This window comes from Rhodococcus sp. ABRD24 (assembly GCF_004328705.1).
Classification (GTDB): Bacteria; Actinomycetota; Actinomycetes; order Mycobacteriales; family Mycobacteriaceae; genus Prescottella.
In genome coordinates this window covers 4,984,421-5,004,737 of record NZ_CP035319.1, presented here as the reverse complement: position 1 = coordinate 5,004,737, position 20,317 = coordinate 4,984,421, and the positions used below count along the sequence as shown (strand labels likewise).

At 66.6% G+C, this 20,317-nt stretch carries 16 protein-coding genes; 8 read left to right on the top strand and 8 right to left on the bottom strand.

Going from position 1 to position 20,317, the window contains the following annotated elements:
• Nucleotide 1: 1 nt before the first annotated feature.
• The 4 genes from tal to pgl are packed head-to-tail and all read left to right on the top strand — an operon-like array spanning nt 2 to nt 4,347.
• On the top strand, nt 2-1,135 hold the full coding sequence (gene tal / locus ERC79_RS22450) for a transaldolase (protein WP_131580540.1): 1,134 nt from the start codon (nt 2-4) through the stop codon (nt 1,133-1,135).
• A 3-nt stretch (nt 1,136-1,138) separates the two neighbouring features.
• Nucleotides 1,139-2,680, top strand: coding sequence for a glucose-6-phosphate dehydrogenase (gene zwf / locus ERC79_RS22445; RefSeq protein ID WP_131580539.1), 1,542 nt, complete (start codon nt 1,139-1,141; stop codon nt 2,678-2,680).
• 19 nt (nt 2,681-2,699) lie between these two features.
• Nucleotides 2,700-3,608 carry a glucose-6-phosphate dehydrogenase assembly protein OpcA gene (opcA, locus tag ERC79_RS22440; protein ID WP_131580538.1) on the top strand — a complete coding sequence of 303 codons (909 nt, stop codon included), beginning with the start codon at nt 2,700-2,702 and terminating at the stop codon, nt 3,606-3,608.
• On the top strand, nt 3,601-4,347 hold the full coding sequence (gene pgl / locus ERC79_RS22435) for a 6-phosphogluconolactonase (RefSeq protein ID WP_131580537.1): 747 nt from the start codon (nt 3,601-3,603) through the stop codon (nt 4,345-4,347). The genes opcA and pgl overlap by 8 nt, the downstream gene beginning before the upstream one ends.
• Before the next feature lie 279 nt (nt 4,348-4,626).
• Here the strand turns inward: pgl and ERC79_RS22430 are convergent, their stop codons facing one another.
• Nucleotides 4,627-5,499 (bottom strand): alpha/beta fold hydrolase, encoded by an 873-nt coding sequence (locus ERC79_RS22430; RefSeq protein WP_131580536.1) that lies wholly within the window; start codon nt 5,497-5,499, stop codon nt 4,627-4,629.
• Nucleotides 5,500-5,579: 80 nt separating this feature from the next.
• On the opposite strand from ERC79_RS22430, the gene ERC79_RS22425 reads away from it, so the two are divergent.
• Both ERC79_RS22425 and ERC79_RS22420 read left to right on the top strand, forming a co-directional pair.
• On the top strand, nt 5,580-6,074 hold the full coding sequence (locus ERC79_RS22425; RefSeq protein WP_242676688.1) for a MarR family transcriptional regulator: 495 nt from the start codon (nt 5,580-5,582) through the stop codon (nt 6,072-6,074).
• Nucleotides 6,075-6,747: 673 nt separating this feature from the next.
• Nucleotides 6,748-8,862: a LuxR C-terminal-related transcriptional regulator gene (locus ERC79_RS22420; protein WP_165497191.1), complete on the top strand. Its 2,115-nt coding sequence runs from the start codon at nt 6,748-6,750 to the stop codon at nt 8,860-8,862.
• Nucleotides 8,863-8,877: 15 nt separating this feature from the next.
• Here ERC79_RS22420 and ppc read toward each other — a convergent pair whose 3' ends face one another.
• From ppc to ERC79_RS22400, 4 genes are all read right to left on the bottom strand, one after another.
• A complete protein-coding gene (gene ppc / locus ERC79_RS22415; protein WP_131580533.1) occupies nt 8,878-11,673 on the bottom strand; it encodes a phosphoenolpyruvate carboxylase in 2,796 nt (931 codons plus the stop codon).
• 112 nt (nt 11,674-11,785) lie between these two features.
• Complete coding sequence (secG, locus tag ERC79_RS22410; protein WP_131580532.1) at nt 11,786-12,019, bottom strand: preprotein translocase subunit SecG; 234 nt, start codon at nt 12,017-12,019, stop codon at nt 11,786-11,788.
• A gap of 121 nt (nt 12,020-12,140) precedes the next feature.
• Nucleotides 12,141-13,319: a hydroxylase gene (locus ERC79_RS22405; protein ID WP_131580531.1), complete on the bottom strand. Its 1,179-nt coding sequence runs from the start codon at nt 13,317-13,319 to the stop codon at nt 12,141-12,143.
• Between the two features lie 302 nt (nt 13,320-13,621).
• Nucleotides 13,622-14,548 (bottom strand): LysR family transcriptional regulator, encoded by a 927-nt coding sequence (locus tag ERC79_RS22400; RefSeq protein WP_131580530.1) that lies wholly within the window; start codon nt 14,546-14,548, stop codon nt 13,622-13,624.
• Between the two features lie 118 nt (nt 14,549-14,666).
• Here ERC79_RS22400 and ERC79_RS22395 point away from each other — a divergent pair, with 118 nt between their 5' ends.
• Together ERC79_RS22395 and ERC79_RS22390 are read left to right on the top strand one after the other, a co-directional pair.
• Nucleotides 14,667-15,785, top strand: coding sequence for an FAD-dependent oxidoreductase (locus ERC79_RS22395; RefSeq protein ID WP_131580529.1), 1,119 nt, complete (start codon nt 14,667-14,669; stop codon nt 15,783-15,785).
• A gap of 79 nt (nt 15,786-15,864) precedes the next feature.
• The gene (locus ERC79_RS22390; protein WP_131580528.1) at nt 15,865-17,025 is read left to right on the top strand and encodes an NAD(P)-binding protein; all 1,161 of its coding nucleotides are present in this window, start codon (nt 15,865-15,867) and stop codon (nt 17,023-17,025) included.
• A gap of 72 nt (nt 17,026-17,097) precedes the next feature.
• Here ERC79_RS22390 and tpiA read toward each other — a convergent pair whose 3' ends face one another.
• Genes tpiA through gap form a run of 3 tightly spaced genes read right to left on the bottom strand, consistent with a single transcriptional unit; the run spans nt 17,098 to nt 20,186 of the window.
• A complete protein-coding gene (tpiA, locus tag ERC79_RS22385) occupies nt 17,098-17,883 on the bottom strand; it encodes a triose-phosphate isomerase (RefSeq protein WP_131580527.1) in 786 nt (261 codons plus the stop codon).
• Nucleotides 17,884-17,886: 3 nt separating this feature from the next.
• On the bottom strand, nt 17,887-19,146 hold the full coding sequence (locus ERC79_RS22380; protein ID WP_131580526.1) for a phosphoglycerate kinase: 1,260 nt from the start codon (nt 19,144-19,146) through the stop codon (nt 17,887-17,889).
• Nucleotides 19,147-19,166: 20 nt separating this feature from the next.
• Nucleotides 19,167-20,186, bottom strand: coding sequence for a type I glyceraldehyde-3-phosphate dehydrogenase (gene gap / locus ERC79_RS22375; protein WP_131580525.1), 1,020 nt, complete (start codon nt 20,184-20,186; stop codon nt 19,167-19,169).
• Nucleotides 20,187-20,317 lie beyond the last annotated feature (131 nt).

Sequence of the window (20,317 nt, the reverse complement as noted above, 5' to 3'; positions counted from 1 at the left end):
GATGACTGAAACCACAACCCAGAACGCCAATCTCGCGGCCCTGGCCGCGGCAGGCGTGTCCGTGTGGCTCGACGACCTGTCCCGCACCCGGCTCGAGACCGGCAACCTCGCGGAGCTGATCGCGACCCGCAGCGTCGTCGGCGTCACCACGAACCCGACGATCTTCCAGGGCGCGCTCACCAAGGGTGAGGCGTACGACGCGCAGCTGCGCGAGCTCGCGCAGCGGGGCGCCGACGTCGACGAGACCGTCCGCGCCCTCACCACCGACGACGTTCGCAATGCCTGCGAGGTACTGGCCCCGCAAGCCGCGAAGTCGGACGGCGTCGACGGCCGCGTTTCGATCGAGGTCGATCCGCGTCTGGCCCACGAGACGGACGCTACGGTCGCGCAGGCGATCGAGCTGTGGAAGCTCGTCGACCGCGACAACCTGCTCATCAAGATCCCAGCCACCAAGGCGGGCCTGCCCGCGATCACCCGGGTGATCGCGGAGGGCATCAGCGTCAACGTCACGCTCATCTTCTCGGTCGAGCGCTACGAGGCCGTCATCGACGCCTACCTCGCGGGCCTCGAGGCCGCGAAGGCCGCCGGACACGACCTGTCGAAGATCCATTCGGTGGCGTCGTTCTTCGTCTCCCGCGTGGATACCGAGATCGACGCGCAGCTCGGCAGGATCGGCTCGGACGAGGCGCTCGCACTGCGGGGCAAGGCCGGACTGGCCAACGCCCGCTTGGCATACGCGTCGTACCAGAAGGTGTTCGAGGGCGGCGAGCGCTGGGCCGCCCTGGCAGCCGCCGGCGCCCGCGTCCAGCGCCCGCTGTGGGCGTCGACGGGTGTGAAGAACCCCGACTACTCCGACACGCTGTACGTCACCGACCTCGTCGCCCCGAACACCGTGAACACGATGCCGGAGAAGACGATGGAGGCCGTCGCCGATCACGGCATCGTCAACGGTGACACCATCTCGGGTACCGCCGAGGCGTCGCAGGCCGTCTTCGACCAGCTCGCGGCCGTCGGCATCGACATCCCCGCCGTCTTCGACAAGCTCGAGACCGAGGGCGTCGACAAGTTCGAGGTCTCTTGGATCGAGCTCCTCGAGGCGATCGCACAGCAGCTCGCCGCTGCTCGAGAGAGCTGATCCGTGAGCGGACCCGCGGCGGACGGTTGGATCAACCCACTTCGGGACCACAAGGACCGGCGACTGCCTCGCATCGCCGGCCCCTGCGGGCTGGTGATCTTCGGTGTCACCGGCGATTTGGCTCGTAAGAAGCTGATGCCCGCGGTGTACGACCTCGCCAACCGAGGTCTCCTGCCGCCCGGGTTCGCTCTGGTCGGGTTCGCCCGGCGTGACTGGGTAGACCAGGATTTCGCACAGGTCGTGCACGACGCCGTGCGCGAGCACGCCCGCACCCCGTTCAGTGAGGACGTGTGGGAGCAGCTCTCGAAGGGCATTCGCTTCGTGCAGGGCAGTTTCGACGATGACGATGCCTTCGCCGAGCTGTCGAACACCCTCGATGCGCTGGATCGTGAACGCGGCACCCGCGGCAATCACGCTTTCTACCTGTCGATTCCGCCCGCGCAATTCCCCACAGTGTGCGAGCAGCTGTCGAAGTCGGGACTGGCGAAGTCCGCGGACGGACAGTGGCGCCGGGTCGTCATCGAGAAGCCGTTCGGGCACGATCTCGAGAGCGCACAGGAACTCAATGCGGTGGTGAACAACGTGTTCCCCGAGGACACCGTGTTCCGCATCGACCACTACCTGGGTAAGGAGACGGTCCAGAACATCCTGGCGCTCCGTTTCGCCAACCAGTTGTTCGATCCGATCTGGAACGCACACTACGTCGACCACGTGCAGATCACGATGGCCGAGGACATCGGTCTCGGCGGCCGCGCCGGGTACTACGACGGTATCGGTGCCGCACGGGACGTCATCCAGAACCACCTGCTCCAGCTGTTGGCATTCACCGCGATGGAGGAGCCCATCAGCTTCGAACCGTCCGAGCTGCAGGCCGAGAAGATCAAGGTACTCTCGGCGACCCGGCTCGCGGAACCACTCGACGAGACCACCGCGCGCGGTCAGTACGCAGGCGGCTGGCAGGGCGGACGCAAGGTTGTCGGGCTACTCGACGAGGACGGGTTCGCACAGGACTCCACCACCGAGACCTACGCGGCGATCACACTCGAGGTGGACACGCGGCGCTGGGCCGGGGTGCCGTTCTATCTACGCACGGGAAAGCGGCTGGGTCGCAGGGTCACCGAGATCGCCGTCGTGTTCAAGCGGGCGCCGCATCTGCCGTTCGACGCGACCATGACCGAGGATCTCGGACAGAACGCCCTCGTGATCCGGGTCCAGCCCGACGAGGGCGTCACCATGCGATTCGGCTCCAAGGTTCCGGGATCGAGCATGGAAGTCCGGGACGTCAACATGGACTTCAGCTACGGGCAGGCGTTCACCGAGTCCTCCCCGGAGGCCTACGAGCGACTGATTCTCGACGTGCTGCTGGGTGAGCCGTCCCTGTTCCCCGTCAATGCCGAGGTCGAGCTGTCGTGGCGAATCCTCGATCCGGTCCTCGAACACTGGGCGAAGCAGGGCAGGCCCGAGCCGTACGAGGCCGGCACGTGGGGTCCGCCGTCCGCTCAGGAGATGTTGCGGCGCACCGGCCGTGAATGGAGAAGGCCGTGAAGAATTTGGAGACCCTCCAGTGATCATCGACCTGCCGGAGACCACCACCGGAGAGATCAACAAGCAGCTGGTCTTACTGCGCGAATCCGGTGGCGCCGTGACATTGGGCCGGGTCCTGACGCTCGTGGTGTGCACGCGGGACAGCAAGAACTCCGAGGTGGTGATCGACGCGGCAAACGAGGCCAGCCGCGAACATCCGTGCCGGGTGATAGTGGTTGCGCGCGGACCGCGGAGCGCCGAGCCGCGCCTCGACGCCGAGATCCGAGTCGGCGGCGACGCAGGCGCTTCCGAAGTGGTGGTACTCCGTCTGTCCGGCGAGCTGGCCGATCACGAAAGCAGTGTCGTCGTACCGTTCCTGCTGCCCGACACGCCCGTGGTCGCATGGTGGCCGGAGGACGCTCCCACCGTCCCCGCGCTGGATCCGGTGGGCCGGTTGGCGATCCGCCGCATCACCGACGCGACGGGCGCCGAAGATCCGACCGCAACGATCAAGAGCCGGCTCGGGTCGTACACCGCCGGGGACACCGACCTGGCATGGAGCCGGATCACGTACTGGCGCGCGCTGCTCACATCAGCACTCGATCAGCCGCCGCACGAGCCGATCGTCTCGGCGACGGTATCGGGGCTGGCGGACGAGCCGGCGCTGGACATCCTGGCAGGATGGCTGGCTAGCCGGATCGACGGCCCGGTGCGCCGCAAGACCGGCGGACTACACGTCGAGCTGCAGTTGACCGGCGACACCATCTCGATCAGCCGGCCCCAGACCGAGACCACCGCCACGCTGCGCCGGACCGGGCAGCCCGATGCCCTGGTCGCGCTGGCCCGGCGGGAAACCCGGGACTGTCTCGCCGAGGAACTTCGCCGGCTCGATCCGGACGAGATCTACGAGGCCGCATTGGCCGGACTGACGAAGGTGGAATATGTCTGACGTCGAGCTGCACCAGTATCCCGACACCGACGCGCTGGTCCAGGCGGCGGCAACCCGGTTCGTCGACGCGGTGGTCGCCGCCCAGCAGTCACGCGGTTCGGCATCGGTGGTCCTCACCGGCGGGGGCACCGGCATCGCACTGCTCGAGCACATCCGCCGAAACCCCGGTGCGATCGACTGGGCCGCGCTGGACGTCTTCTTCGGCGACGAACGCTTCCTGCCCGGTGGCGACCCCGAGCGTAACGAGGTACAGGCGCACCAGGCACTGCTCGACCATGTCGCGGTCGACCCGTCCCGCGTGCATGCCGTGGCGGCGTCGGACGGCGCCTACGGCAGCGACCCGGTGACCGCGGCCGCGGCCTACGCCGAGGTGCTGGCCGTGCACGGCGAATCCACCGCCGGCCCACTGTTCGACATCCACCTGCTCGGCATGGGCGGCGAAGGCCACGTCAATTCGCTGTTCCCCCACACCGATGCGGTCCGTGAGGAAGAACAGCTCGCCGTCGCGGTCACCGACTCCCCCAAGCCACCGGCGGTTCGCGTGACCCTGACGCTGCCCGCGCTGCGGTCGGCGCGCGAGGTGTGGCTGATCGTCTCCGGGGAGGCCAAGGCCAAGGCCGTCGCGGCAGCCGTCGGCGGTGCCCGTCCGGACGAGATCCCGGCGGCCGGCGCGCAGGGCCTCGAGCGAACCGTGTGGCTGCTCGACGACACCGCGGCGAGCGAACTGCCCCACGCCTGAATCAACCGGCCGTCGATTCGTCGTCATCACGCGGCCAGACCACGCGCGGGGGCGCGTCCGGGTCGGCGGCCACAAGCCGAGCTTGGCACACGACCGCCATCCGGATCCGTCCGTGATAGCAGTTCGGCCCCCGCAATCGACGACGCCAGGCCGCCGCACTGTTGACGCAGTACTCCATCGCCGCACACACCTTCCGCTCCGTGAACCCGCCATATTTCGCTTGTTCGAGAGGTATGACGTGAGCCGGGTCGGATCGGTTCCCCGGCTCGGCGGCTTCCGCTACCCCAACGCGTCCAGGACGATGCGGCCGAGGCCTGCCGGCGACGCCATCGGCAGCGTGTAGTGCGATTCACCGGGGAGGACAACCGTCCGGGCGCGTGGCATGAACGCATCGATCTTCCGACCCACCCGCTCGACGTCGTGCACCCGACTCCGCCCCGCGAGCACGACCGTCGTGTCGGTGCGGACGTCGAGCAGTTCCGGCCGTCGAGGACGCCTCGGAACGACCGTTTTCGAAGCCGGGAAATGCTCGGCACCGTATGCGGCGAGCGCGAGCCAGTCCGGATCCACTTGCAGCCCAGCAGATTCCCACTCCACCAGCGCCCGCAGCCGCGCACCCGTAGGCCGCACCAACAACGGCACCGCCCGGGCGAGATACCGCGAGCTCATTCCGGCGAAGCACGCGTTGGGGTCGAGCAGAACCAGTCGCTGAACCTGGCCGGGACGCCGGACCGCATAGGCGAGCGCGACCATCGCACCGTACGAGTGGCCGACGATCGCGGGGGCATCGAGTCCCAGTTCCGCGGCGACGATACCGAGCCACTCCATCAGATCATCGACGTCGCGGATTCCGGCGGTCCCGGTGCTGCACCCGACGTCGCCGAGGAGGTCCACCGCATGGACTCGGTGCCGCTCCGTCAATGAGGCGGCGAGGCCGAACCACACTGCGGACGTGGCGCCGCCTCCCGAAAGCAGAATTACCGGCGCCCCATCGACAGGCCCACAGATGTTGACGCGGGTGATGCCGTGCGGGCTCCGCACGTCGACCTTCTCGACCTTGACGGGCCATCTGCTCAGTACCCGGCCGTAGAGCTCGCGGAAGGTCTCTCCCGCCGATGTTTCGGAGAAATCGGACGCGGTCGTTCGATTCATGCGCTACCTCCGGTGTGCTGCCGTGGACAATTCCCTCGATAGTCGAGATACTAGACAGGCGAGCCAAATTCCGTCGAGCGTTGGAGTCCGAATTGCACGGGAACACCGGACACGAACAGAGCAGCGATGGGCTTCAGACGGTGCACCGACTGCGCGGGCTGACGGTAGAGCTGAACGTCTTCGCGGCCGAGTTCGCCCGACGGAACGGTCTGAACCCCACGGATCTGCGCGCGGTGATAGTCCTGCTCGACGCCCACCGCGCGGGTGCTCCGGCCACACCCGGACTGCTTGGTGAGCAACTCGGGATCAACTCGGCGTCGACCACAGCGTTGATCGATCGCCTGGAAAGGGCCGATCACATTCGGCGCGTCAGGGATTCGGTCGACCGACGGCGTGTGCTACTGGAGGTCACGCCGTCGACCGTCGATCTCGGATGGTCGTTCTTCGGTCCACTGATCGCATCCGCCGTCGATGCCCTCGAGAGCTTCTCACCGGCCGAACGGGACACGATCGAAGAATTTCTCCAGCGGATGCTCAGCGCCGTCACGGCGGTACGCGCCACTGCCGGGCAGTGACCGAACACCCTGATCATGCGGTGCCCTGCCGCCGAGAGGCTCCAGTCTCTCACCGATCGAGAGGACGGGCACACCACACCGACCGTCGTCGGCAGCCGAAGATTCCAGTCAGACCAGGCAGTGCCCTGATCGGGTTCGTGAGACGAAACGTCGATGAGGCAGAGACGCTAAGCGCTCCCGGACGGGCGGGGACTGGGATACGTTCGGGAACATGCGTGCACACGAGAACAGCCGGGTGCCGCCGATACCGGGATGTGTGCACTCCGATGACGGGCGGCCACGCCTGACCCGAGGACGCACCTCACTGCCTGCTCGAGCGCGGCTCCTCAACCGACTCGACGACCGGCACCGGCGGATCACCCTCATCCACGCCCCTCGCGGATTCAGTGCTGCGGATTTGCTCGCATCGTGGATACAGACTGTGGAATCCGCCGGGCACCGGGTACTGCACATACCGGATCCGTTCGCCCACACAGATCCTGAGAGCCAATGGCACAAGATGTTCGGAGCCGAATCGGCGGACAACGGTGACACTTCCCCGACCACGCTGGTACTCGATCATGTCGATACCGTTTCGCCTTCCACATTCAGACGAGGAGGAGAACGCGTTCGCCGACTTCTCGCGAACTGCCCCCACATCGATGTCGTATCGACGGTGCGCCACCGTGAATCCTTGCACTTTGCAACCGAACTCGGCCTCGATACCGAATGGATCTGTGCGCGGGAGCTGCTCTACACCCGCGACGAAGCGGAAATCCTGTTCGCCAGCGTCGGCGTCGAACTCCCGCCGATCGATCTCGACCATGTGCATCGACAGGTTGCGGGGATTCCGGATCTGATGGTCGTCGCGGCGTCGGTGGTCAAGTCCCTTCCCGAAGGATCCCGACATCGGGAGCAGATATCCCGGTCACTCGCGCGCGCAATGGACAGCCGCATGCGGACCAGAATGCTCGCCGGGGATGGCTCTGACGCAGCAGACTTCGCCCTCACCCTCTCCGCCGCATCAATCGTCACGCCGCCGATCGCACGCCTGCTGACCGGCGCCGAGGAGGTGCAGGAGAAGCTGTCGGCTCTCGAGGCCTCCGGACTCCTGGTCCGCACCACGGAATCCGAACGGTCAGCAGATCCAGAATGGGCGTTCGCACCGGCGGTCCGCGACGCGCTACTCGCCATCCGGGTCGCATCGGGGACTCGCCCCGCGCCCGCGATGGTCGCCCTCGCCCGCCATTGCCTGAGCACGCGCGACTACGCGGCTGCGGTCCGCTACGCCGTGGAGGCGAAGGCGTGGCCGCTCGCGATCGAACTCCTCGAGCAACACTGGGACCAACTCGTCCCGGACGACCTCGACCTACTTCGCGACACCGTGGCCGGCATCCCCACCGCCCTGCTCGACGGACACCCGGCACTCCAGGCTGCACGGGCGGTGTTCACCCAGCGCCCGTCCACTCCACCGCCGCTCCCCGACGACCCAGCAGAGTTACGAGCGCTCGGCGCGACGTCCGCCGCATGGAATCACCTCACCGTAGGAACCGCCAATGTCCTGATCCTTCGCACGATGGGTGACCGGCCCCGGGCGGCAGAGCTGGCACGTCAGCTGTCCTGCCTCGCGCAGGGCGCTCTCGATGGGCAACGCGCAGACATCCTGCGGCAGTTGCCGATCCTGCGCCTCACCTGGGGCGTCACCCACCTACTGGCCGGCGACTTCGTCGCGGCGCTCGCCGAGCTCCGGTGCGCGTACACCGAGGCCCTCCGGAAGGATTCCCACTTCGCGGCCCGCACTGCAGGGGCCCTCACGGCCATGACCTGGGCCGTCCTCGGCGGACGGGACCAGGTGGCGGAGTGGCTCGAACTCGACGCCACTGAGCAGGCCCCGGAGCAGCCTGTTCGTGGGCACGGATCCGTGTCGCATACCGCAACGCAGGTGGCAAGGGCGCTGACGGCGCTGGATCGACTCGACACCACGGCCGCACGCCGGACACTCGACGAGCTGGGCGAGGCGTCGGGGTCCGACGAACTGTGGGAGTTCGTCACCTACGCGCACGCTCGGTATGCCTCGATCATTGGCGACGCCTATGCCGGAATGGTCGTGTTGCAGCGAGCGACCTCCGGCCAACCACAGCACGCTGGGCGGCCGGGACACACCTGCTCGCTTCTGACTGCGGCCGAGATGGACCTGCGTCTCGCGCTCGGCGAAGGCACCCGGGCCTTGGCGCTGAGCGACTCAGCCCGCACGGGCGGACCCATGACCCTGGTATCCGCGGCGCGCGCACACTTGCTCACCGGATCCCCGGCACGGGCAATCGCGATGTGCCGCAGCATCAGCTGGAAAGCGGGGCCGTTCGCACGCGCGCACCTCGAGTCGATGCTGATCGAAACCGCGGCACACCGGACTCTCGGCGAGAACCGCGAAGCGGCACGCATCTGGTCGAGGGTGTGTGCCGCGGTCGACCGCACGGGCATGACTGCAGTGCTCGCAACGGTGCCACAGGACCTGGTCAAGATGCTCCACGCCGAGGGCAGGACGAACTCGCCCGCCGTCGCGGCCTTCCTCGCATCAGACGTGCGCGAGGTATTTCCACCTGCGGTGTCCTCCGCGGCGCTCACCAGGCGAGAGCGGGAGTTGCTGGTCGAGATCGTGCGTGGCCTGTCCTCCACCGAAATCGCGAAGAAACTGTTCGTCTCCCCCGACACCGTCAAGAGTCACCGCCGCAGCCTCTACCGGAAACTCGGAGCACACTCGCAGGACGAGGCCATCGCCGCGGCGCGACGACAGGGCCTGCTGAGCTGACCGGACGAAGCGGTATCACCCACTGTTACGCAGCGCAGTGGCGAGTCCGTTCATCGTCAACTGAATTCCACGCCGCACCGCGTCGGAGCCGTCGCCGGCACGATATCGGCGAAGCAGCTCCACCTGAAGGTGATTGAGCGGTTCCAGATACGGGAAGCGATTGTGCACCGACCGTTCGAGTGCCGGATTGTCCTCGAGCAGATTCTCGTGACCGGTGATCGCGCGGTACATCGCCATCGTGCGGTCATGTTCGGCGGAGATCTTGCCGAACACCTCCTCCCGCAGCGCTACGTCCGGGACCAGTTCGGCGTACCGGCGGGCCAGCCCCATATCGGACTTCGACATCACCATCGCCATGTTCGACAGCACCGTTCGGAAGAACGGCCACTTCTCGTACAGCGCCGTCAACGTCGAAAGGCGATCGTCATCGTCGGCGATCCATCGCTCGAACGCGGATCCGGTGCCGTACCACCCGGGCAGCATCACCCGGGACTGACTCCACGACAACACCCACGGGATCGCGCGCAGATCGGCGATCGACTCCGTCGGCTTCCGAGACGCCGGACGGCTGCCGATGTTGAGGGCCCCGATTTCCGCGACGGGGGTCGACGCCTTGAAATACTCGACGAAGCCGGGGGTGTCGTGCACGAGGTCCGCGTAGGCATCGCGGGCCAGTGCGGCGAGCTCGTCCAAGATCGAGTAGGCGGGTGCCGCATCGTCGCCGAGGCCCTCGACGTCGAGCAGAGTCGATTCCAATGTCGCGGCGAGCAGCGCCTCGAGGTTGCGCCGGGCAAGTCGCGGATCCGCGTACTTTGCTGCGATCACCTCACCCTGCTCGGTGATCCGTAGCGAACCCGCGACCGCGCCGGGCGGTTGTGCGAGGATCGCATCATAGCTGGGGCCACCTCCGCGACCGACGGTGCCACCACGACCGTGGAAGAGCCGCAACCGAATTCCCGTTTCGCGGGCGGCTCGCACCAGATCGAGCTCAGCCCGGTACAGCGCCCAGTTGGCCGCGAGGTAGCCGCCGTCCTTGTTCGAGTCGGAATAGCCGAGCATCACCTCTTGCCGGTGCCCGCGGGATGCGACGAGCGCCCGATACACCGGCACATCGAGCGTCGCCGAGAGCGTCGCGGCTCCGTTCTGCAGATCCTCGATTGTCTCGAAAAGCGGCACGATCCCGACCGGGCACGTCGGGCCGTCCACACCGTCCGGATCGAGCAAACCGACCTCGGCGAGCAGGATTGCCGCCTCGAGCATGTCGCTGACCGATGTGCACATGCTGATGATGTAGTTCGGCACGGATTCGGGCCCGATCCGGCCGACCACGTCCGCGGCAGCACGCAGGATTCCGAGCTCCTTCGTCGTCTGTTCGCCGAACGTGGCGTTCGGTGCGGCCAGCGGACGGCGATTGGTCAGCTCCCGGGAGAGCAACGCAACGCGTGCCTCCTCCGACAACGACCGGTAGTCCGGGTGCACACCGGACCACGCAAGGAGTTCCGCAACCACCGACTCATGGACATCGGAGTTCTGCCGCATGTCCAGCCCACAGAGATGGAATCCGAAGACCTCCACCGAATTCCGCAGCTGCGCTAGTCGGTCATCGGCGACCGCTGCATCCCCGTGAGAGCGGAGGGAACTGTCGATCACCTGCAGATCGGCGGCAAGTTCCCCGGGCCCCGCATAGCCCGGAAGGTCGCCGATCGCACGGTGCGCCGGCGGATGACCGAGAATCCGTTCAGCAGCGGCGGTCAGCCGAACCCGCATCCCCCGAACGGCTCGCCGATACGGTTCGTCCGCCCGGAAAGCGGAATCGTCACCCGACGCTTCCGCGAGCCGGTCCAGCCCAGCTGTGACGGTGACCAGTCGCGCCGACATCGACAGCTCCCGTTCGAGCACCTCCAGTTCGGACAGATGATGCTCGAGGGCGGTTTCCGCGGCGCGATGCGTCGCGCGATCGACCACCTCGGCCGTGACGAACGGATTCCCGTCCCGGTCGCCGCCGATCCACGAACCCGGGCGCAGCATCGGCTCCGGCAACAGGTCGACTCCGGGCCAGCGGCGGCGCAGCGAATCACGCAGTTCTGCGTTGAGCCGTGGTACCACCTCGAACAGCGAGGCGTCGTAATACCGCAGCCCGACCTCGATCTCGTCCTGAATCCGCAAGCGGGACAGGCGGATCAACGCGGTCTGCCATAGTGTGAGAATGTGCCGGCGCAGCCGGGAGTCGACATCCGCCGTCTCCAGCGCGTCCTCCCGGACGTGCTCGCGGTACCGCATCAGTTCCATGATCCGGTTCTGCGTCTCGAAGATCGTCCGCCGCCGCGTCTCGGTTGGGTGGGCCGTGATCACTGGAGCTACCAACGCACCGGCAAGAGCCGCCGCTGCAGTTTCGGAATCAGGCAGTGCCGCATCGAGTTTTACGTACGTGGCCGCGAGACTGCTGTCCTGAGGAGGCTCTCCCGCGCGAACGTGGATTGCGCGACGCCGCTCACGATGGATGTCCTCGGCCACATTGGCCAGCAGCGCGAAATGACTGAACGCCCGGATCACCGGAATCGCCTCGGCGGTATCGATTCTCGCGAACATCGCTGCCAGATCAGCGCGGTCTATCTCGGACCGGCGGACGCGGAACGACTCGACCCGGGCCTGCTCGACGAGTGCAAAGACGTCGTCGCCCGCCTGCTCCCGAACGATCTCCCCGAGAATGCCGCCGAGAAGCCGGATGTCCTCGCGCAGCGGTTCAGTGGCCGCGCGCGAGGACACCGATGCGGGCGAGGTCGCTGTCGAGGAATCCGAAATCCCGGTCATCACCCGATTATCGGCCGACCAGCCGAGACCCGCACGTCAAGCGCGGGAAGATGCTTCGATCAGCGCCGCCGCAGCATCAGGAATACAGGTGGACCGTGGTATCCGTGTGCATTCAGCTGAACTTGATCTCGAGTCCGATGCCGAGGATCGCAATCAGCCAAATTGCCGCGGTGAACACCGTCAATCGGTCGAGGTTCTTCTCGACGACGCTCGAGCCGGCGAGGCTCGACTGGACACCGCCACCGAAGAGACTGGACAGACCGCCGCCCTTACCGCGATGCAGCAGGACAAGCAGGATCAGCACCAGGCTGGTGATGACCAGCAGGATGTCCAGGAACAGTTCCATATCGGTATTCGCTGCCCTTCACACATGACGGATTCGGCCACTAGCGGGCCCAGCTTACCTGCTACCTGGGCGATCGGGGGCACACCGGCCCGTCGTGGCGCACTAATCGAGTAATCGAATCTCAGATCATCGCGCGGTGGATGCCCTTCGGCTCACCGCCGAGCTCGCTCAGCGAGGAAGCGTAGAAGATCGACCCGGGCACATGGATGGCGTGCACCAGGCCGGCGTGGGCGTCCCGCCAGAACCGCTGCATGGGCGTCTTCATCTGTAGAGCGCCGCCACCGGAGCGAGCGAAGATCTCGTCCACGGCACGCACCGCGCGCCAGGCGGACGCGGTCTGAGTGCGCCGGCCGACGGCCCGCTGTTCGAAGGTGACCTCCTGCCCCTTCTCGGTCATGTCCCAGAATCGATCCACGGTCGAGAGAAGCGCGGCCCGCGATGCGGCGATTTCGGCGGCCGCTTCGCCGATCGCGAACAGCACGTGCGGATCCTCCTTGATCGCGGTACCAGCGACCGTGATCCGGTTCCGCTGCGCCGCCAGGTGGCAGGCCAGTGCACCCTCGGCGATACCGATCAGGGAGGAGGTGATTCCCAGCGGGAAGATGCACGAGAACGGGAAGTTGTACAGCGTCTCGGTCCGGCCAGCCTCCTTCGGGGCCGTGCCGTCGAAGACCTTCGCGGCGTCGAGCGTCCGATATGTGGGAATGAAGGCGTTCTCGACGATCAGGTCCTTGCTGCCGGTGCCACGTAGTCCGACCACATCCCAGCTTTCGTGGTCGATCTCGTAGTCGCTGCGTGGCAGCAGCACGTGCAGGATCTTCGGCGGCATGATCCGGTTCCCGTCCCGGTCACCGACGGCAGCACCGATCATCACCCACTGGCAGTGGTCGGTACCCGAGGAGAACGACCAGCGGCCGCTGAGGATGTAGCCGCCGTCGGTCGGGGTCGCGACACCCATCGGTGCGTAGGGCGAGGCCATCCAGGTGTCGGGATCCTGACCCCACACTTCTTCCTGGGCCTGCGGGTCGAAGAACGCGAGCTCCCAGGAATGGACGCCGACGATGCCGCCGACCCAGCCGGTCGCGCCGTCCATCGCGCCGATCGACATCGCGGTCTCCGCGAACTCGCGCGGGTGCACCTCGAGCCCACCGTGGGTCTTGGGCTGCAGCATCCGGATGACACCGGCCTCCCGCAGTCGCTTTGCATTGGCGTCGGTCAAACGCATCAGTTTGTCACCCTCGACACCGTCCGCACGGATCTCGTCCGCGTACTGCTCGATCCGATCCAGGACCTGCCCCATGACTGCTCCTCGTCTCCGTCAGAGTTCCCACCTCGCCAATGCCCACAAAACTAGAACACGTTCATTCCAATTGCAATGGGGTTCTAGACGGCACTACGCGCGTTGAGGTGATCATGTCTTCGACCGCTCGGTAGCGGATCCAAGGAACTTGAATGCCGTCCAACAGGGCCTATATCGCAGTTCTCCCCCGCCGGCGATCGAGCTGAGCCGATCACAGGACCGGCGAACGACACCGAACACCGACGGGGTCTGCGGAACAAACTGTAACAAGTTGAACAGCTTCTAGATGGACGCGACGGGAACTATCCGTCCCCACGCAGGCGAGCAGTCGCACGCGTGGTGACCTCTGCGACTGCATCATCGAGCAGAGCGTGAAAGGCGACTGCCGCTGGACTCGGCGCGTGGTTCGCGCGACGCGCGAGGCTCACGGTCCGGTTCAGTTGCGGCTCCGTCAAGCGCGTGGTCCTGAGGCCGGGATAGTGCAAGGCCGCCATCACGGGCGCGACGCTCACCCCGATTCCGCAAGCGACGAATCGCAGAACCGCGTCCAGCTCGGCACCTTCCACGACCGTGTGCGTGTGCAGTCCGGCCGCAGCGAAGGCCTGATCGAGAGCGATGCGCAGATCGTAGTTGTCGTGGCACGCCACGAGATCCTCACTTGCGAGTTCCGCGAGCGTGATCGACCCGCGCCTGGTCAGCGGCGGCTTGTCCACCGAGGACACCACGACGAGCTCCTCACGCAACAGTGGCGTCAGGGACAGGCCTGTGCTGCCGTGGGTCCGTTCCGCCACCACCAATGCCAGGTCCAACTCGCCCTGATCGAGTTTGGTGACGAGGGTGCGTGATCCGGCTTCAGTCACATGCAACTCGACACCCGGATGGTCGGCGTGGAATCGGCTGAGGACGTCGGCCACGAGACTGATGCACAGACTCGGAGTAGCACCAAGCCTGAGCCGGCCTCTGGTCAACCCGTTCAGTTCGCCGACCTGGCGATACGCCGCCTCCCGGTCCTCGAGCATGCGAGTCGCGACAGGCAGCAGGGCCTCACCCGCATCGGTGAGGGTGATGGCTCCGGTCCCCCGGTCGAAAAGCCGGGCACCGACGTCCTTTTCGAGGGCAGCCACCTGACGGCTGAGCGACGGCTGAGCGATGCCGATCTCGTCGGCGGCCCGCGTGAAATGCCCGACTCTCGCGACAGCAACGAAGCACGCCAACTGATCCAATGTCACATCGATAGCATAAGTGCATTAGGTCGATGATTTGAATGCATTGGAGTTATCGAAACTTGCCCTCTAGCGTCGGCTGCCATCGGTGTTGTCGCAATCGACTCCGGAAGGGGTGGAGGACATGAATGCACATGTGGTCGTGGCCGGTGCCGGGTATGCGGGCGTCGTGGCCGCCAAACGCTTGCTGTCGAGGAAGCCGAGCCTGCGCGTGACAGTGGTCAACCCTCGTCCCGAATTCGTCGAGCGCATCCGCCTGCATCAGCTTGCTGCGGGGAACCACCCGGCGACCCAGCCCCTATCGGCGACTCTGCATCCACAGGCGCAGCTGGTGATCGGCGTGGTGGCATCGATCGATGCCCTGGGCCGAGCGGTCCGGGTGGCCGACGGAGACGCGATATCGTACGACTATCTGATCTACGCAGTCGGTAGTAATACCCGCCTCGATCACATAGCCGGCGCGGGAGAACACGCCTTCACTGTCGGCGAATACGGGTCCGCGCAGGCTTTGCGGCTGCGGGTGGCCGACCTGGCCGTCGGCACAGCGATCGTGGTGGTGGGCGGCGGGTTGACCGGTATCGAGACCGCCGCGGAACTGGCCGAGCAACTGCCAGAGCTCTCCCTCACGCTCGTTTCCAGCGGCCGGATCGCAGATGGGCTCCACGACAAGGCCCGCACGCGAATCCTGCGCGCACTCGCGGCCCACTCGGTCGATGTCGTCGAGGGTGGCCGGGTGATTCGAGTCGACCGGCGCACTGTCGAGCTCGCCGACGGACGGATCCTGGATTCCGCATGCACCATCGTCGCGACGGAATCGACAGCACCCGCGCTGGCACGAAGGAGTGGACTTCCGACGGACGAGAACGGTCGACTGCTGGTCGACGTCACGTTGACGTGCCCGGACTGGCCGAGCATCGTCGGCGCCGGGGACGCCATCGCGATCGACGGCAAGCCCCTGCGAATGAGCTGCCAAGCCGCCATCCCGCTGGGCGTACACGCGGCCGACACACTCCTTCGGCGCATCGAGGGCACGGCGCCCACGCCGGTCGATCCCACGTTCGTAGCCCGATGCGTCAGCCTCGGTCGCCGGGCCGGTGTCATCCAACGAACCGACGCCAGCGACAACCCGCGCAACACCGTGATCAGTGGCCGCATGGGCGCACTGATCAAGGAGCAGGTCTGCGCCTCCACCCTGAACTGGGGGGTCAACCCGCGTCGGCCGGTGCTGTCCACGTGGTCGTGACTTCATGGTTCCTCGATGCCCGGGGCACACGATGCCCGGAATCCACACCACAGGCGGAAACCACACACCGAGGAGTCGCATGTCCGAGCACATCAGCGTCATCGGCGGCGGAATCGCCGGCCTCACCGCGGCGATCGCCAGCGCCGAGGCCGGGAAATCCGTTCGCCTGTACGAGGCGCACCGCACACTGGGTGGCCGGGCCCGCGCGACACCCCCTCCCTATGTGGCACACGACGGGGCACACGTGTTCTACGCCGACGGACCGCACTATCCATGGCTGCGGCGGCGCGGCTTCGTGCGGGACCTGGGCTGGCCGTCGCCCACCGACCTGACCCGGATCGGCTTCCGCGTGGACGGCCGCATCAGGCACCTCCCACCCACCCCGATGCTGCGGGCGCAGACCCGACGATGGCTTACCGCGCCTGTCGATCTGGACTTCCGCACCTGGGCGGCCGGACGCTGGGGCGATATCGCCGCCGAGCAGATGGCGAATGCGATCAGCGTCACGACATACGACGCAGACACCGGTCGGCTGTCGGCCGCATTCGTATGGGAACTGTTCCAACGGGTGTTCGGTCCCCGCATCCCCGGCATCCGATGGGTTCGCGGAGGATGGCAGGCCGTGATCGACCGGATGGCTGCGCACGCGACGGAGCTGGGCATAGGCATCGAGACCGGCGCCCGGGTCGACGAACTGCCCTCGAACGGGCCGACGATTGTCGCCACAGACCTCGCATCTGCGCGCAGACTACTCGGTGACGAGTCGCTGACGGGGACCAGCGGCCACAGCATGCTGCTCGACATCGCGGTCGACTTTCGCCGCTGTGATCGCACCAGCACCTTCGACCTCGACGAGGGCGGCTTTCACGAGAGCTACACCATGCAGGACGCCACCGTCGCACCGTCCGGCGAATCGCTGTTCCAGCTTCAGATGCCGGTTCGCACAGGCGAATCTCACGACGACGCCGGCCGGCGCCTGGCCGACTTCGCGGAATCTGTCATCCCCGGGTGGCGGGTTCGCGCCACGTTCCGGCGGACCGCCGTCGCGAAGGGCCGGACCGGCGCGCTCGACCTGCCCGGCCACACGTGGCGGGACCGCCCCGCGATCGACCGCGGCAACGGAATCTACCTCGTCGGCGACATGGTCGCCGCACCCGGCATGCGCGGTGAGATCTCCGTCAACAGCGCTCTGGAGGCCGCACGATCCGCTGTCGCCGCGCTCTCCCCCACACACCGCTGACGGCAACGAAAAACGCTGGGCGCGTGACCAATTCGGTCACACGCCCAGCGTGGCTCCCGGAGTGCTACCGAATCACGGTAGCGGGCCGCCGGCCGCGATGGCCGACAGCGTCGCGAACTCGTCCGCCTTGAGCGAGGCTCCACCGACCAGGCCGCCGTCGACGTCGGGCTGAGCAATGAGCTCGCCGACGTTCTTGGCATTGACCGAGCCGCCGTAGAGCACCCGCACGGCCTGCGCGATCTCGGGCGAGGCCAGCTCGGCGATCGTGTCACGCACTGCCTTGCAGACTTCCTGCGCATCGGCGGCCGAGGCCACCTTGCCGGTGCCGATCGCCCACACGGGCTCGTACGCGACGACGATCTTGGAGATCTCGTCGGCCGACAGACCCGCGAGCGAACCCTTCAGCTGCGCGACGTTGTACGCCACGTGCTCGCCGGCCTCGCGGATGTTCAGGCCCTCGCCGATGCACACGATCGGGGTGAGCCCGTTCTCGAGCGCCGCCTTGGTCTTGGCCGACACGGTCTCGTCGGACTCCCCGTGCAGCGTGCGCCGCTCGGAGTGGCCGACGACGACGAACGTGCACCCGAGCTTGGCCAGCATGGATCCGCTGATCTCGCCGGTGTAGGCACCCGAATCGTGAGCGGAGACATCCTGCGCACCGTAGGTGAGCAGGAGCTTGTCGCCCTCGACCAGCGTCTGCACGCTGCGGATGTCGGTGAACGGCGGAATCACCGTCACGTCGACCTTCTCGAAGTACTTCGCGGGCAGCGAGAATGCAATCTTCTGCACCAGAGCGATGGCCTCGAGGTGATTGAGGTTCATCTTCCAGTTGCCCGCGATCAAGGGCTTACGTGCCATGCGTCAGCCCTCCAGCGTTTGGTCGTCGAGTGCACTGATGCCGGGCAGCGTCTTGCCCTCGAGGTATTCGAGGGACGCACCGCCGCCGGTCGAGATGTGCGAGAAGCCGTCCTCAGGGAGACCGAGCTGACGCACCGCCGCCGCGGAGTCGCCGCCGCCGACGACACTGAACGCGCCCTTGCCGGTGGCCTCGATGATCGCCTCGGCGACGCCCTTGGTACCGGCCGCGAACTTCGGGAACTCGAACACGCCCATCGGACCGTTCCAGAACACCGTCTTGGCACCCGAGAGAATCGCCGCGAAGCGCTTCACCGACTGCGGTCCGATATCCAGGCCCATCCAGCCGTCCGGAATCTCGAGGACGGAGACCGTCTTCGACTCGGCATCGGCCGAGAACGAATCCGCGATCACGACGTCCTGCGGGATGTGGATGACGTCCGCATACCGCTCGAGCAGTTCCTTGCAGGTGCCGATCATTTCTTCCTGGCACAACGAGTTACCGACCGAGATGCCCTGCGCCGCAAGGAACGTGTAGTACATGCCGCCACCGATGACAAGGGTGTCGACCTTGGGAGCCAACGCCTCGATCACCGCGAGCTTGTCCGACACCTTCGAGCCGCCGAGCACGACCGCGTACGGCCGCTCGGAGTCCTGCGTCAGCTTCTGCAGGACCTCCACCTCGGCCGCGACCAGGTTGCCCGCGTAGTGCGGGAGCAGCTTGGCCACGTCGTAGACCGACGCCTGCTTGCGGTGCACGACACCGAAGCCGTCGGAAACGAAGGCGCCGTCACCGTCGACCAGGTCGACGAGAGCCTTGGCGAGTGCCTCGCGCTCGGCATCGTCCTTGCTGGTCTCGCGCGGGTCGAAGCGAATGTTCTCCAGCAGGAGCACATCGCCGTCCGTCAGGCCCTCGGAGCGTGCGAGCGCGTCCTGACCGACGACGTCACCGGCGAGCTGGACATTGCGACCCAGCACCTCGCCGAGCTTCGCGGCAACCGGCGCGAGCGACAGCGCCGGATCCCAGTCGCCCGCAGGAGCGAAGCCTGCGGAGCGACCCGAATGCACGGGTCGGCCCAGGTGCGCCATCACGATGACCTTGGCACCCGCCTCGGCCAGCGCCGAGATGGTCGGCGCGGACGCGATGATGCGGCCCGGATCGGTGATGGTTCCGTTGTCCAGCGGGACGTTGAGGTCCGAGCGCACCAGCACGGTGCGGCCCTCGACCCCCTCGCCGAGCAGGTCCTCGAGAGTCTTGACAGCCATAGTGGTCGTCTGGCTCCCGATCAGAGGGACTTGGCGACGAGGCCGATGAGATCCGCGAGGCGGTTCGAGTAGCCCCACTCGTTGTCGTACCAGGAGACGACCTTGACCTGATCGTCGATCACCTTGGTCAGACCCGAGTCGAAGATCGACGAGTGCGGATCGGTGACGATGTCCGACGAGACGATCGGCGCATCGGTGTACTTGAGGATGCCCTTGAGGGGGCCCTCGGCAGCAGCCTTCATCGCGGCGTTGATGTCCGCGGCGGACGCCGACTTGCGCAGGTTCGCGGTGAGGTCGGTGACCGAGCCGGTCGGGATCGGCACGCGCAATGCGTAGCCGTCGAGCTTGCCGAGCAGCTGCGGAAGTACCAGGCCGATGGCCTTCGCGGCACCGGTGCCGGTCGGGACGATATTCAGGGCCGCGGCGCGCGCGCGACGCAGGTCGCTGTGCGGGGCGTCCTGCAGGTTCTGATCCTGGGTGTACGCATGGATCGTGGTCATCAGGCCCTTGACGATGCCGAACTCGTCGTCGAGCACCTTGGCGATCGGGCCGAGGCAGTTGGTGGTGCACGAGGCGTTGGAGATGATGTTCTGGGTGCCGTCGTACTTGTCGTCGTTGACGCCCATCACGATCGTGATGTCCTCGCCCTTGGCGGGCGCGGAGATGATGACCTTCTTGGCGCCGGCCTCGAGGTGGCCCTTGGCCTTGGCCGCGTCGGTGAAGATGCCGGTGGACTCGACGACGACGTCGACGCCCAGCTCGCCCCAGGGAAGTTCACTGAGGGGGCCGCGGTGCGCGAGCGCCTTGATCTTGGTATCGCCGACGACGATGGTGTCCTCGCCCTCGAGCGAGACGTCGTACGGCAGACGACCCAGGATCGAGTCGTACTTGAGCAGGTGAGCCAGCGTCGCATTGTCGGTGAGGTCGTTGACCGCCACGATCTCGATGTCGGTGGTGCCGAGCGCCTTCTGCGCATCGACCGCCCTGAAGAAGTTACGCCCGATACGACCGAAGCCGTTGATGCCTACCCGGACCGTCACAGTTAGCTCCTTTGCCCATCTACTCTGGTGTGCCAGTTTGCGCCCGCGAGAACTCCGCGAACATGTCGATACCCACGACGATCGAACCGAATCGCAGGACTCATCGGCCGATGTGCCTCCCACCCTAGTGC